At 64.7% G+C, this 12,952-nt stretch carries 13 protein-coding genes; 6 read left to right on the forward strand and 7 right to left on the reverse strand.

The features are described from left to right. Nucleotides 1-49 precede the first annotated feature (49 nt). Nucleotides 50-2,017 carry a lytic transglycosylase domain-containing protein gene (locus LDZ23_RS13325; protein WP_008352634.1) on the reverse strand — a complete coding sequence of 656 codons (1,968 nt, stop codon included), beginning with the start codon at nucleotides 2,015-2,017 and terminating at the stop codon, nucleotides 50-52. A gap of 19 nt (nucleotides 2,018-2,036) precedes the next feature. On the opposite strand from LDZ23_RS13325, the gene LDZ23_RS13330 reads away from it, so the two are divergent. Further along, a complete protein-coding gene (locus LDZ23_RS13330) occupies nucleotides 2,037-2,666 on the forward strand; it encodes a 5-formyltetrahydrofolate cyclo-ligase (protein ID WP_008352633.1) in 630 nt (209 codons plus the stop codon). On the opposite strand, the gene LDZ23_RS13335 is transcribed toward LDZ23_RS13330, so the two are convergent. Beyond that, the gene (locus LDZ23_RS13335) at nucleotides 2,663-3,175 is read right to left on the reverse strand and encodes a winged helix DNA-binding protein (RefSeq protein WP_008352632.1); all 513 of its coding nucleotides are present in this window, start codon (nucleotides 3,173-3,175) and stop codon (nucleotides 2,663-2,665) included. The two genes, LDZ23_RS13330 and LDZ23_RS13335, sit on opposite strands and share 4 nt — an antisense overlap. 182 nt (nucleotides 3,176-3,357) lie before the next feature. Between LDZ23_RS13335 and pxpB the strand changes: the two genes are divergently transcribed. From pxpB to LDZ23_RS13360, 5 genes are all read left to right on the forward strand, one after another. After that, nucleotides 3,358-4,011 (forward strand): 5-oxoprolinase subunit PxpB, encoded by a 654-nt coding sequence (pxpB, locus tag LDZ23_RS13340; protein ID WP_008352630.1) that lies wholly within the window; start codon nucleotides 3,358-3,360, stop codon nucleotides 4,009-4,011. Next, on the forward strand, nucleotides 4,008-5,048 hold the full coding sequence (locus tag LDZ23_RS13345) for a 5-oxoprolinase subunit C family protein (RefSeq protein WP_008352628.1): 1,041 nt from the start codon (nucleotides 4,008-4,010) through the stop codon (nucleotides 5,046-5,048). The genes pxpB and LDZ23_RS13345 overlap by 4 nt, the downstream gene beginning before the upstream one ends. A gap of 72 nt (nucleotides 5,049-5,120) precedes the next feature. Next, on the forward strand, nucleotides 5,121-5,870 hold the full coding sequence (pxpA, locus tag LDZ23_RS13350) for a 5-oxoprolinase subunit PxpA (RefSeq protein WP_008352625.1): 750 nt from the start codon (nucleotides 5,121-5,123) through the stop codon (nucleotides 5,868-5,870). A gap of 110 nt (nucleotides 5,871-5,980) precedes the next feature. Next, on the forward strand, nucleotides 5,981-6,700 hold the full coding sequence (locus LDZ23_RS13355; protein ID WP_008352624.1) for a DUF969 domain-containing protein: 720 nt from the start codon (nucleotides 5,981-5,983) through the stop codon (nucleotides 6,698-6,700). Continuing rightward, nucleotides 6,697-7,653: a DUF979 domain-containing protein gene (locus tag LDZ23_RS13360; RefSeq protein WP_008352621.1), complete on the forward strand. Its 957-nt coding sequence runs from the start codon at nucleotides 6,697-6,699 to the stop codon at nucleotides 7,651-7,653. The genes LDZ23_RS13355 and LDZ23_RS13360 overlap by 4 nt, the downstream gene beginning before the upstream one ends. Before the next feature lie 32 nt (nucleotides 7,654-7,685). On the opposite strand, the gene LDZ23_RS13365 is transcribed toward LDZ23_RS13360, so the two are convergent. The 5 genes from LDZ23_RS13365 to LDZ23_RS13385 all read right to left on the reverse strand — a co-directional run bounded on the left by LDZ23_RS13365 (nucleotide 7,686) and on the right by LDZ23_RS13385 (nucleotide 12,836). Then, a complete protein-coding gene (locus LDZ23_RS13365; RefSeq protein ID WP_008352620.1) occupies nucleotides 7,686-8,777 on the reverse strand; it encodes a TraB/GumN family protein in 1,092 nt (363 codons plus the stop codon). 44 nt (nucleotides 8,778-8,821) lie between these two features. After that, nucleotides 8,822-9,826, reverse strand: a complete 1,005-nt coding sequence (locus LDZ23_RS13370) for a peptide ABC transporter ATP-binding protein (RefSeq protein WP_008352617.1) — start codon at nucleotides 9,824-9,826, stop codon at nucleotides 8,822-8,824. Beyond that, nucleotides 9,823-10,815, reverse strand: a complete 993-nt coding sequence (locus LDZ23_RS13375; protein ID WP_008352615.1) for an ABC transporter ATP-binding protein — start codon at nucleotides 10,813-10,815, stop codon at nucleotides 9,823-9,825. The genes LDZ23_RS13370 and LDZ23_RS13375 overlap by 4 nt, the downstream gene beginning before the upstream one ends. A 1-nt stretch (nucleotide 10,816) precedes the next feature. After that, a complete protein-coding gene (locus tag LDZ23_RS13380) occupies nucleotides 10,817-11,734 on the reverse strand; it encodes an ABC transporter permease subunit (protein WP_008352613.1) in 918 nt (305 codons plus the stop codon). Nucleotides 11,735-11,825: 91 nt separating this feature from the next. Beyond that, the gene (locus tag LDZ23_RS13385) at nucleotides 11,826-12,836 is read right to left on the reverse strand and encodes an ABC transporter permease subunit (RefSeq protein ID WP_008352611.1); all 1,011 of its coding nucleotides are present in this window, start codon (nucleotides 12,834-12,836) and stop codon (nucleotides 11,826-11,828) included. Nucleotides 12,837-12,952 lie beyond the last annotated feature (116 nt).

Raw genomic sequence — 12,952 nt, forward strand, 5'->3', positions numbered from 1 at the left:
CGCGCGTCCTGTCGTTCGACGCGCGGGCGTGAAGCTTCGTTTCAGACGGTCAGGGTGCGATGTAGCCCAGACGCGCCTTCAACGACTGCGGACGGCCTTCGAACAGCGCCGCGTAATAGACGGTGTTCGACAGCACGTTCTTCACGTAATCGCGAGTCTCGGTGAAAGGGATCGTTTCAGCAAAAACCGCGCCCTCGACGGGTGCGCGCAAGTCCTGACGCCACTGCTTCGGCCGGCCCGGCCCCGCGTTGTAGCCAGCGGTCGCGAGCACGGGCGAGTTATCGAATTGATTGTAGATCATCGACAGGTAATTCGTGCCGAGCAGGATATTGGTGTTGATGTCGTTCATCTGCGCGCGCGACACCGTGCCAAGACCGATCTTCTTCGCGACGAGTTGCGCCGTGCCCGGCATCAGTTGCATCAGGCCGCCCGCGCCGACTTCCGACCGCGCATTGATGATGAAACGCGATTCCTGACGGATCAGCCCGTACGCCCATTCGATGTCGAGATTGGTGTCCTTCGCGTCGCGCTCGACGATATCGCGGAACGGCGACAGATAGCGCAGCGTGAAATCGTGCTCGGCTTTCGTCTTGTCGGCGGTGTTGACCGTGCGGTCGAACATCTCGATGCGCTTCGCATACTGCGCGGCGGCGAGCAGTTGACGATCCGTCATCGTGCGCAGCGGCCAGTTCCATTCGCGGTTGCCTTCGAGCCGCATGTTCAGCGCGTAGAAACGCTGCGACAGCGCGAAGCCCGGCACCGATTGCATCTGCTCGATCTCGGCGTCGGACACCGTGGTGCGCGGCGGCACCGTGATCTTCTGACCGAGCTCTTCGAGCGCGAGCTGGCCGTAGAAGTTGTATTGATCGGCGATGCTCTGGAATTCCTGATTCGCCGTGGCCGTATCGCCGGCCTGCTTCACGGCGCGCGCATGCCAGTAGACCCACGACGGCTGGGCGCGCAGTGTGGGCGGCATCTGTTCGATGGACCAACGCACCATGTTCCAGTCGCCGATGAGGAGCGCGCTGCGCGTGCGCCATTCGTACGCCGGGTTGGACAATTGCGCGTTCGCCGACAGCCGATACCAGTCGGCCGCCGACGGCATGCGCTTGATCGCCGCCTGATAGCCGATCGTGCCCCAGCCGGTCGCGCGCTCCGCGGGCGTGAGACTCGGCGCGACGGAACTGAACGTGGCGGCGGCCATCGCCGGATCGTTGCGGGCGAGGCGCGTGACCGCGAGCAGCGTCAGCTGATGCGCCGGCGTGTTGGGCATCACGCCGCGCGCGAGATAGAGCGGCGGCTTGTTGACGGCGTCGTCGAAGAGCGAATCCTTCGGCTTTTCCTGGCCGAGCGCGTCGACGATATTCGAACCCGTCGACGTGTAGTTCTGCTCGTAGGCAAGGCGGATCTGCTGCCAGACATCGTCGCTCGTGAACTGGCCGGACGCCGCGAGCGCGCCGATCAGATCGACGCAACCGTCGCCATACCATTTCGGCTCGACGAGCAGCGCGCGCGCCGCATCCGCGACGTTCTCGCCGCGCGACAAACGCGCTTCGAGCGCATAGCACTTGACCTGCGTGTCGTCGTTGAGAACGAAACGGGAATACTGCTGCTCGAAGTTCTTCCAGTCGTGACGGCCGCCGAGCACGACGAGATAGTCGTTGCGCAGGCGGTCCGCAATCGCCTGGCCGTCGTAGCGCTGCAGGAACGAGAGCACCGGCGCGTCGGGCGCGTCGAGGCGCGCGTGGCCCTGCGAATCGAAAAGCTGCGGCTTGATCGTGAAGTATTCGATGTAGCTCGGCGCCGGGTAATTCGGAATCTGGGCGGCGAGCATCGCGGCCTTGCCCGCATCGTTCGCGCGCGCGGCATCGCGCAGCTGCAGGAAGACGCGGTCGTCGGACGTGGGGGAGAAATCTGCATCGGGACGGACGGCGGAGGCCGTGCCGCAGGCGACGAGCGTCGCGGCGGCAAGGGCTGCGCCGACCGCGAGATATACTCGGTTGAGGCGTTTTGACATCTTTATTTCTGGAGCGCGAATGGTCTTGAACCGGGTCCTGAGATCGGAGGAAAGCATAGCACGCAACGTTTGCGACGAACCCAAGCGTGAGCCGAAAAGCGCCTTGCGCGCGACCCTTCTCGCGAAGCGCGAGGCGCAACAGGAGCAAGCCGGCCAGGACGCACGAAACGAGGCGCTCGCGATCCGTCTTCAGGAAGTGCTCGCGCGGCACGAAGCGCGCTGCGTCGGGTTTTACTGGCCGGTCGCGGGCGAATTCGACGCGCGCGACGCGCTCACGCGCTGGCTCGCCGCCGACGCCACGCGCAGCGCCGCGCTGCCGGTCGTCGTGAAACCGCACGCGCCGATGGTCTTCCACGCCTGGCGCGCCGACTCGCCGATGAAAGAAGGCCGCTACCGTATTCCGGTGCCCGCTGAAGAGAAAGCCGTGGTGCCCGAACTGCTGCTGATTCCGTGCGTCGGTTTCGATGCGGACCGGTATCGGCTGGGCTACGGCGGCGGCTATTACGACCGCACGCTCGCCGCGTGGCCGAACGGCGCGCGGCCGGTGACGATCGGCGTCGCGTACGAATCGGGTCTGTGCGCGACCTTGCCGCGCGAGACGCACGACATGCCGCTCGACGCGATCGTCACCGAATCCGCTGTCTATTAGAGCGAGGCCGCCGCGCGCGCGGCCGTATCGTAAAGGCCGGAGGCGTTGCGCATCAGTTGCGCGGCCTCGCCGATCTGCTCGTTGGTGAGGCCGCTTTCGCGCAGCGTCTCGATCAGGCAGGCTTCGCGCACTTCGCGATACTTGCCGCACAGCTCGCGGCCCGCCGGCGTCGCGGAAAAGAACACTTCCTTACCGGATTTCTCGCTCTGCACATAGCCGCGAGCGACGAGTTTTTTCAGCGCATACGTGGCAACGTGCGTGTCCTCGATGTTCAGCACGAAGCAGATGTCGGCGAGCTTCTTCTTGCGGTCGCGATGGCTCACGTGGTGCAGCAGCGACACTTCCACCGCCGTCATGTCCTTCGCGCCCGCCGCGGACATGCAGCGCACCATCCAGCGATTGAACGCGTTGCCCGCCATGATGAGGCCGTACTCGAACTCCGACAATTCCGCGCTGGCTTCGGAGACGAGATGCTCGGACGAAACGATCTTGGTGGGATGGCGCGGCATGGCGGTGACCGAATTGAAGTGCGTTGGAGTGTAGCGCAACGTCGATTTTGCGAGCGACGGCGCGCCTCGGCGAAAACCTGTATTGATAATTTCTTGATAATTTATTGACAATGTAACATTCTGCGACGGTGCGGCGTTCATCGAATCGACGAATTTCGCGCATCGCAAAGGCAAATTGAGGCATGACAAGACCACGTATTCATTCGCTGGGCGACTCCGCGCTCGTGTGCGAAGCCGCGCCGCCCGCCACGCTCGACTGCCAGCGCCGCATCTGGGCGCTGGCGGAGCACGCGCGCCTGATGCCGCACGTCGTCGAAGTGGTGCCGGGCATGAACAATCTGACGATCGTGTTCGATCCGCTCGAAGCGGACTACGAAACGCTCGCCGCGCAACTCGAAAGCGGCTGGGACGCGGCCGAGACGCCCGACATGGACAGCGCCGAAATCGAGATTCCGGTGCGCTACGGCGGCGCCGACGGCCCCGATCTCGCCGCGCTCGCGCAGCACACGGGCTTGTCCGTCGATGACGTGGTGAAGCGTCATACGCAAACCGAGTACGTCGTGTTCTTCCTCGGCTTCCAGCCGGGCTTCGCGTATCTCGGCGGGCTCGATCCCGCGCTCGCGATGCCGCGCCGCGCCGAACCGCGTCTCGAAGTGCCGGCGGGATCGGTCGGCATCGGCGGGGCGCAGACGGGCATCTATCCGGCGGCGTCGCCGGGCGGCTGGCAATTGCTCGGGCGCACCGAGCTGAAGCTCTTCGATCCGGCCAGAAATCCGCCGACGCTCATGCAGCCCGGCGACCGCGTGCGCTTCAAGGCGCTGGAGGTACGCGCATGATCGACGTGATTCGCGCGGGCGTGCTCACTTCCGTCCAGGATCTCGGCCGGCGCGGCTACCGGCATCTCGGCGTGAGTTCCGGTGGCGCGCTCGACGCGCTGTCGCTGGAAATCGGCAATCGCATCGTCGGTAACAAGGCGGATGCGGCGGGCATCGAGATCACGTTCGGGCCGACCGTGCTGCGCTTCAAGCATGCGACGCGCATTGCCATCACTGGAACCGATTTCGGCGCGACGCTCGACGACGAACCGGTGTATTCGTGGTGGAGCCTGCCGGTGCGCGCGGGCCAGGAGCTGACGCTGCGCGCGGCGAAGCGCGGCATGCGTTGTTATGTGGCGATCGCAGGCGGCATCGACGTTCTGCCGATGCTCGGCTCGCGCTCGACCGATCTCGGCGCGTGCTTCGGCGGCCTCGGCGGACGCGCGCTGCGCGACGGCGATCGCCTGCCGGTCGGCGTGCCGCAGCCGCACAAGGGCATCGCGTTTTCGCCGGAAGAACCCGCGTTCGGCGTGAAAGCGCCCGCGTGGTGCAAGTTCGTGCTCGTCGACGAACCCGTGCGCCGCGGACGCCATTCGCCGAGCCTCGCGTGGGCCGCCCCGATTCGCGTGCTGCGCGGCCCGGAATACGCGAGTTTCAGCGACGCCGCGCAACAGGTTTTCTGGAACGAGGAATGGACGATCACGCCGAACAGCAATCGCATGGGCTTTCGCCTCGCGGGCACGGCGCTGGAGCGGCGCGAAAAGATCGAGCTGCTGTCGCACGCGGTGTTGCCCGGCACGATCCAGGTGCCGCCGAACGGCCAGCCGATCATCCTGATGGGCGACGCGCAGACCACGGGCGGCTATCCGAAGATCGGCGCGGTCATCAAGGCTGATTTGTGGAAGCTCGCGCAGGTGAGGTTGAACGGCGGCGTGCGCTTTATCGAGACGTCGGCGGAAGAGGCGCGTCACGCGCTCGCCGACGAACGGCAATACGTAAGCCAGGTGGAAACGGCGATCGCGATGCACGAGGAACGCATCGCGCGCGCCGGCTCTTAGCAGCGGGGCGAAAGCCGCGCGAACGACGCGGCGCATACATCCAACATCCAACGGAACGAGTGCGAAAACATCATGGAAATCGATCTCAATGCCGATCTCGGCGAAGGTTGCGGCACCGATGAGGCGCTGCTCGATCTCGTGAGTTCCGCGAACATCGCGTGCGGCTGGCATGCGGGCGGCGCCACGGCGATGCGCGATTGCGTGCGCTGGGCCGTCGAGAAAGGCGTCGCCATCGGCGCGCACCCGAGCTTCAACGATCCCGAGAACTTCGGCCGCAAGGAAATGGACCTGCCGCCGGAGGAAATCTACGCGGGCGTGCTGTATCAGCTCGGCGCGCTTTCGGCGATCGCGCAGGCCGAAGGCGGACGCATCGCGCACGTCAAGCCGCACGGCGCGCTGTACAACCAGGCGGCGAGAAGCGCGGAAATCGCCGATGCCATCGTCTCCGCCGTGCACGATTTCGATCCGTCGCTGCTCGTCTTCGGTCTCGCGAACAGCGGGTTCATCGAAGCGGCGCGGCGCGCGGGCTTGATCGCCATCGAAGAAGTGTTCGCCGATCGCGGTTATCGCGCGGACGGCTCGCTCGTGCCGCGCAAGGAGCCGGGCGCGCTGCTCGATGACGAAAACGTCGTGCTCGACCGCACGCTCGCGATGGTGCGCGATCAGCGGGTGCAGGCCGTGTCCGGCGAATGGGTGCCGCTCAACGCGCAGACGATCTGCCTGCACGGCGACGGCGCGCACGCGCTCGAATTCGCGCGGCGCATTCGTGGCGCGCTGGCGGATGCGGGCATCGAAGTCCGCGCCGCGCACGCCGACGCCTGACGCGGTCAACGAAGGTTCGAACGCCCCGCAACGCCGGGGCGTTTTAGCAAGGAAGTAGTGAATCCACGCGCCCGGTACGAGGCGTGACGTCAATATTGTTTGGAGAACTCATGGCAACCCCTGTCAATCTATGGCCGCTCATCGGTGTGGCCGTCATCATCGCGGGCTTCGTGCTGCGCTTCAATCCGATGCTGATCGTCGCGGCCGCGGCGATCATCACCGGCTTCGCGGCGCATTTTCCCATCGAGAAAATCCTGACCGCGATCGGCACCGGCTTTCTCAAGACGCGCAACATTCCGCTCATCATCCTGTTGCCGCTGGCGGTGATCGGTCTGCTCGAACGGCACGGCCTGCGCGAGCGCGCGCAAATGTGGATTTCGAGCATCAAGGCCGCGACAGCCGGGCGTCTGCTGATCGTCTATCTGTTCGTGCGTGAACTCACGGCGGCGGTCGGCCTGACGGGGCTCGGCGGCCATCCGCAGATGGTGCGCCCGCTGCTCGCGCCGATGGCCGAAGGCGCCACCGAAGCGCGCTACGGCAAGCTCTCGGATGCGACGCGCTTCAAGCTGCGCGCGTACTCGGCGGCGACCGACAACGTCGGCCTGTTCTTCGGCGAGGACATTTTCGTGGCGTTCGGCGCGATCGTGCTGATGGTCACGTTCCTGAAGGAAGCGGGCATCGTCGTGGAGCCGATGCACGTCGCCGTGTGGGGCATTCCGACGGCAATCTGCGCGTTCCTGATTCACGGTTTCCGTCTGTGGCTGCTGGACCGCAGGCTCGCGCGCGAACTCGACGCGCTCACGCGCAACGTCGCGGGAGAAAAAGCATGACGCTCACGATCAACTATCTGTTCTATCTCGTCGGCATCATTCTGCTGGTCGTCGGCGGGATGATCCTCACGGACAGATCGCATCCGCGGCGTCTGACCGCTGGCGGATTCTGGCTGATCTACGCGCTGATCTTTCTCGTCGGCGACTGGCTTCCGGTGACGGTCGTCGGCGTGCTCGTCGTGGCGATGGCGCTGATCGCGGGTTTCGGCGGCGTCACCGGCGCGAAGCCGAAGATGCTTTCCGAAGACACGCGCCGCCGGAGCGCCGCGCGGCTCGGCAACAAGCTCTTCGTGCCCGCGCTGACGATTCCCGTCGTCACCGTGATCCTCACGCTCGGCGCGAAATACCTCGTGTTCGGCGGCGTGCCGCTGATCGAGCTGAAGAACGTGACGCTGATCGGCTTCGGCATCGGCTGCGTGATCGCGCTGGCCATTGCCTGCGTGATGACGCGCGACACGGTCGGCCAGTCGATGCGCGAAACGCGCCGTCTCATCGATGCGCTGTCGTGGGCTGCCGTGCTGCCGCAGATGCTCGGCATGCTCGGCCTCGTGTTCTCGGATGCGGGCGTAGGCAAGGCGGTCGCGCATGTGACGACGGCTTACGTCAACATGGATTACCGGCTCGTCGCGGTGGCGGTGTATGTCCTCGGCATGGCGCTTTTCACGATGGTCATGGGCAACGGCTTCGCCGCGTTTCCGGTCATGACGGGCGGCGTCGGCGTACCGATTCTCGTCGGCGTATTCCACGGCAATCCCGCGACGATGGCCGCGATCGGCATGTTCTCCGGCTACTGCGGCACGCTAATGACGCCGATGGCCGCGAACTTCAACATCGTGCCTGCGGCGCTGCTGGAGTTGCCCGACAAGAACGCGGTCATCAAGGTGCAGGTGCCGACGGCGGTGACGTTGCTGGTCGCGAATATATTCTTGTTGAACTGGCTGATGTTTATTTGATATTAAACGCGCGGGTGGCGTCAGTTCCGCGCCTACCCCGCTTCCACCACGAACCCTCGCTTTCTCAGAAGCTCGAGCACGCCCCGCGGCCCGCCGAGATGCAACGCGCCGATCGCCACGAACACCGGTTTATCCGGCGCGGCGATGGCGACGATCCGCTGCACGAACCGCTGATTCCGCTGATACACCACGCGATTGTCGACCTGCGCCGCGAGCGCCTTGTTCCGCGCCAGCTTGCTCGACTTGGCGTCGTCCCAGGCCTTGAGCGCATCCGCGTCGCCGATGCGCCACAGCCGGTGCAATTCCTTCACATCGGCGACGTTCTCCGCCGGCGTCTGCACGAGATCCTGCGCGAGCATTTCGCGTTGCTGCGCCGACGAAAGCCGCGTGAATGTCGAAATCTGCTCGTTCAGCGTTTCCAGTCCGACGATCTTCCCGCGCGCACGAAGATACACGTTCTGCAACTGCGCCTCGGTTCCGTACTCGCTTTGAAACCCGGCCTTCAACGTGTCGTAGGTTTCGATCAGCATCGATGCGAGCCATGGCCGCGTATGCCGGATCTCCTTCAGCGCCGCCGGATTGCTGCGCATGCGCGCCTCGACCTTCTTCCACATCGAGTCAGGCAAATAGTCGATCAGACACGCGCTGCGGCACATGCCATAACGATTCACATCGTCTTGAGAGAGCAGGAGATCGTCGGGGGAAATCTCGAGCGCGAGCGTAGGCGATGCATCGAGCGCCGCGAGTATCGATTTGCGAAACGGTTGCTCGGGCGGATAGTCGCTCGCGAAACCCACATGGAGCGTGCCGAGCAGATAGATGGTCGTCGTGCCCTTGGTCGCGACGTAGAACGGCATGCGCGGCGGCTGCGCGCGCACCGGGCCGCTCGCGGTCGTGCCGGTCGAGCGGTCCGTGCGCGGCGGCGGAGCGGGATTGGCGGGCGCGGCGGCGGACGCCGCATCGCCCGCGGCCTGCGACGTGCGCGATCCGACCACCGCGAAGCCCGAAGGCGACACCGAGACACCCGCCGTAAATAGCAAGAACGACAGCACGAGGGCTGTCGTTTTGGCGAACGCCGCGCGCGAAAAGCGCGGCTTGACGGTTGAATCCTGCACGATCGACATCTTAAAACATTCGCGTGACGCGTCGTGCAGCCTTCCGGCGAGACTCAGACTTCGGCTTCGCCGACCTCTTCGGCGCGATGGCACGACACCTGACGTCCATCGACCACGCGCAGTTTCGGCTCTTCGACGCGGCATCGCTCGATCGCATACGGGCAGCGCTGATGGAACGTGCAGCCCGATGGCGGATTGAGCGGCGACGGCATCTCGCCCTGCAGCTTGATCTTGATGCGCCGGTCTTCCTCGAAGATCGCGGGCGTCGCGGACATGAGCGCGCGCGTGTACGGATGGCGCGGCTTCGCGAAGATCGTCTTCTTGTCGCCGACTTCCGCGACGCCGCCGAAGTACATCACCATCACGTCGTCGGCGATATGCTCCACCACCGACAAATTGTGCGAGATGAACACGTAGCTCGTGCCGAACTGCGCCTGGAGATCCATGAACAGATTCAGGATCTGCGCCTGAATCGACACGTCGAGCGCGGACACCGGCTCGTCGGCGACGACGATCTGCGGATCGAGAATCATCGCCCGCGCGATCGCCACGCGCTGACGCTGCCCGCCCGAAAACATGTGTGGATAACGCGACGCATGCTCCGGCCGCAAGCCCACGGTACGCATCATCTTCGCGATGCGCTCGGCGCGCTCCGTCGACGAGAGCTTCGTGTTGATCGCGAGCGGTTCGCCGAGCGTCTGCTCGACGGTCTTGCGCGGATTCAGCGACGCGAACGGATTCTGGAACACCATCTGCACGCGCTGACGCAACTCGGCGATCTTCGCACGGTTCGCGCCCGCGACATCGTCGCCTTCGATCAGCAGACGGCCCGACGTGGGCGCTTCGATCATCGTCAATTGACGCGCGAGCGTGGACTTGCCGCATCCCGATTCGCCGACGACCGCAAGCGTGCGCCCGCGCTTCAATTCGAACGACACGCCGTTCAACGCCTTCACCGTGCCGTGCTTGAACGCGCTGCGCTTCACGTCGTAATGCTTCGTGAGCTTGTCGGCGGCGAGCACGATGTCCTGATTCGATTCCTTCGGTACGGCGTTCATCGCGCGCCTCCTTCCACGACCACATCGATGTTCAACGGCTTGATGCAGCGCGCCCGCACGGCCGGATCGTTCTTGTCGAGTTGATACAGATTCGGCCGCGCCTTCCGGCAATCGTCGACGACATATTTGCAGCGCGGCGCGAAGAGACATCCGCTCGGGCGATCGTCCTTGCCCGGCACCATGCCCGGCAGCGCCGCGAGACGTTCCGCGCCGCGCGAATGCTCGGGAATCGCCGCGAGCAGCGCTTCCGTGTACGGATGATGCGGCTCGCTGAAGATCGTCGGCACATGATTCGTTTCGATGATCTCGCCCGCGTACATCACCGCGACGCGCTGCGCCACTTCGGACACGACCGCGAGATCGTGCGAAATCAGCACAAGCGCCATGCCGCGTTCCTTCTGCAGCTTCACGAGCAGTTCCATGATCTGCGCCTGGATCGTCACGTCGAGCGCGGTGGTGGGCTCGTCGGCGATCAGAAGCTTCGGATTGCATGCGACCGCCATCGCGATCATCACGCGCTGATTCATGCCGCCCGACAACTGATGCGGAAACGAATTGATGCGGTTCTTCGCGTCCGGAATGCCGACCTGATCGAGCAGTTCGAGCGCGCGTTTGTCAAGCGCATCGCCGCGCAGACCTTCGTGCAGCTTCAGTACTTCCTTGATCTGATAGCCGACGGTGTAGCTCGGGTTCAGGCTCGTCAGCGCGTCCTGAAACACCATCGCGATGTCCTTGCCGATGATCCTGCGACGCGCGCGCGCCGACGCCTTCAGCAAGTCCTTCCCGTCGAACGTGACCTGATCGGCGGTTACTTTGCCCGGTGCGTCGATGAGGCCCATCAGCGCCATCATCGTGACGCTCTTGCCCGAGCCGGATTCGCCGACGACGCCGACGACTTCGCCCGGCTTCACGGACAGATCGATGCGATCGACGGCCTGCGTGCCCCCGAACGTCACCTGCAAATTGCGGATAGTCAGAAGATCGTTCATGTCAGCCCATCCGTTTGAGTTTCGGATCGAGCGCATCGCGCAGACCGTCGCCGAGCAGATTGATGACGAGCACCGAGATCAGGATCGACAGGCCTGGCATCGTCACGATCCACCATGCGCTTTCGATGTAATCGCGCGCCGATGCGAGCATCGCGCCCCACTCCGCCGCCGGCGGCTGCACGCCGAGGCCGAGAAAGCCGAGCGCGGCAGCATCGAGAATCGCGGACGAGAAACCGAGCGTCGCCTGCACGATCAGCGGCGCGGCGCAGTTCGGCAGCACTTGCGAGAACATCAGGCGCACGGTGCCCGCGCCCGCGACGCGCGATGCCGTCACGTATTCCTTCTGCAATTCGCCGAGCGCCGACGCGCGCGTGAGACGCACGTAACCGGGCAGCGCGACGATGGCGATGGCGAGCATCGTGTTGACGAGCCCCGGCCCGATGATCGCGACGACCGCGACCGCGAGCAGCAGCGAAGGCAACGCGAGCAGCACGTCCATCACGCGCATGATCGGCGTATCGAGCCAGTGGAAGAACGCGGCCATCAGACCGAGCACGACGCCCGGAATCAGCGCGAGCACGACCGACACGAAGCCGATCCAGAACGACAGCCGCGCGCCGTACATGAGACGCGAGAGAATGTCGCGGCCGGCTTCATCGGTGCCGAGCAGGAACATGCGGTTGCCGCCTTCGAGCCACGCGGGCGGAATTTTCACGTAATCGCGATATTGCTCGATCGGGCTATGCGGTGCGATCAGCGGCGCGAGCAGCGCGACGAGAATCAGCACGAGCACGATCACGCCCGCGACGACGGCGCCGCGATTGCGCGAGAAATTCGCCCAGAATTCGCGCGCCGCGACCATGCGCCCGGACGGCGGCGTGAGCGCGCCCGGCGGGAGATTGTTTTGAACGTCAGCCATTCGTTATGCCTCGCGCCGAGCGGCCTCAAGCGAGGCATGCGCCCCCTTGGGGGGCAGCGAACAAGTGTGAGCGTGGGGGTACATGTTTTCCTCAGCGAGTATGGCGAATGCGCGGATTCAACACGCCGTACAACAAATCGACGACCAGGTTCACGACGATCACGAGCGTCGCGATCATCAGAATGCCGCCTTGCACGACCGGATAATCGCGGCGCGAAATGGCGTCGATGAGCCACTTGCCGACACCCGGCCACGAGAACAGCGTCTCGGTCAGCACCGCGCCCGCGAGCAGCGTGCCGACCTGCAGGCCGATCACGGTCACGACAGGAATCAGCGCGTTGCGCAGCGCATGCACGACGACCACGCGCAGCGGCGACAAACCCTTCGCGCGCGCCGTGCGGATGTAGTCCTCGCGCAGCACTTCGAGCATCGACGAGCGCGTCATGCGCGCGACGACCGCGAGCGGAATCGTGCCGAGCACGATGGTCGGCAGAATCAGATGCGACACCGCCGACGTGAACGCGCCTTCGTCGCTGGAGAAGAGCGCGTCGATCAACATGAAGCCGGTGACGTGCGGAATGTCGTATTCGACCGCGATGCGGCCCGACACCGGCGTCCAACCGAGCTTCGCCGAGAAGAACATGATGAGGATCAAGCCCCACCAGAAAATCGGCATCGAATAGCCCGTGAGCGCGGTGCCCATCACGCCATGATCGACGACCGTGCCGCGCCTGAGCGCCGCCGCGACGCCCGCCGGCAAGCCGACGACGAGCGCGAAGATCATCGCGCAGATGGAGAGTTCGACGGTCGCCGGAAAGCGCGCGAGGAACTCGCCCATCACGCTGGTATTCGTGATGATCGACGTGCCGAGATCGCCTTTCAGCGCGTGCCCGACGTAGGTGAGGTATTGGACCGGCAGCGGCTGGTCGAGACCGAGGCGCTTCATGGCTTCGGCGTGCATCGCGGGATCGACGCCACGCTCGCCCATCATCACTTCGATGGGGTCGCCGGGAATCAGGTGGATGAGCGCGAACGCGAGAATCGTAATGCCGATGAACGTCGGTATCACCATTCCTATGCGTCGCAAAACGAATCGGAACATGGATCGTCCTTTTCGGTATTGGGAGGACTCAAAACGTGACCGGCGGCTTGGATCTTGTGGACCCGCGCCGCCGGACCTGTTCGATTAACTATGGTTTAGTGCAAAAAGCGTTCCGT

It is taken from the genome of Caballeronia zhejiangensis (assembly GCF_022879815.1).
GTDB classification, from domain to species: domain Bacteria; phylum Pseudomonadota; class Gammaproteobacteria; order Burkholderiales; family Burkholderiaceae; genus Caballeronia; species Caballeronia zhejiangensis.

Coding starts and splice junctions, on each gene's coding strand:
- LDZ23_RS13325 (WP_008352634.1), bottom strand. CDS start 2,017: ATGTCAAAACGCCTCAACCGAGTATATCTCGCGGTCGGCGCAGCCCTT.
- LDZ23_RS13330 (WP_008352633.1), top strand. CDS start 2,037: ATGGTCTTGAACCGGGTCCTGAGATCGGAGGAAAGCATAGCACGCAAC.
- LDZ23_RS13335 (WP_008352632.1), bottom strand. CDS start 3,175: ATGCCGCGCCATCCCACCAAGATCGTTTCGTCCGAGCATCTCGTCTCC.
- pxpB (WP_008352630.1), top strand. CDS start 3,358: ATGACAAGACCACGTATTCATTCGCTGGGCGACTCCGCGCTCGTGTGC.
- LDZ23_RS13345 (WP_008352628.1), top strand. CDS start 4,008: ATGATCGACGTGATTCGCGCGGGCGTGCTCACTTCCGTCCAGGATCTC.
- pxpA (WP_008352625.1), top strand. CDS start 5,121: ATGGAAATCGATCTCAATGCCGATCTCGGCGAAGGTTGCGGCACCGAT.
- LDZ23_RS13355 (WP_008352624.1), top strand. CDS start 5,981: ATGGCAACCCCTGTCAATCTATGGCCGCTCATCGGTGTGGCCGTCATC.
- LDZ23_RS13360 (WP_008352621.1), top strand. CDS start 6,697: ATGACGCTCACGATCAACTATCTGTTCTATCTCGTCGGCATCATTCTG.
- LDZ23_RS13365 (WP_008352620.1), bottom strand. CDS start 8,777: ATGTCGATCGTGCAGGATTCAACCGTCAAGCCGCGCTTTTCGCGCGCG.
- LDZ23_RS13370 (WP_008352617.1), bottom strand. CDS start 9,826: ATGAACGCCGTACCGAAGGAATCGAATCAGGACATCGTGCTCGCCGCC.
- LDZ23_RS13375 (WP_008352615.1), bottom strand. CDS start 10,815: ATGAACGATCTTCTGACTATCCGCAATTTGCAGGTGACGTTCGGGGGC.
- LDZ23_RS13380 (WP_008352613.1), bottom strand. CDS start 11,734: ATGGCTGACGTTCAAAACAATCTCCCGCCGGGCGCGCTCACGCCGCCG.
- LDZ23_RS13385 (WP_008352611.1), bottom strand. CDS start 12,836: ATGTTCCGATTCGTTTTGCGACGCATAGGAATGGTGATACCGACGTTC.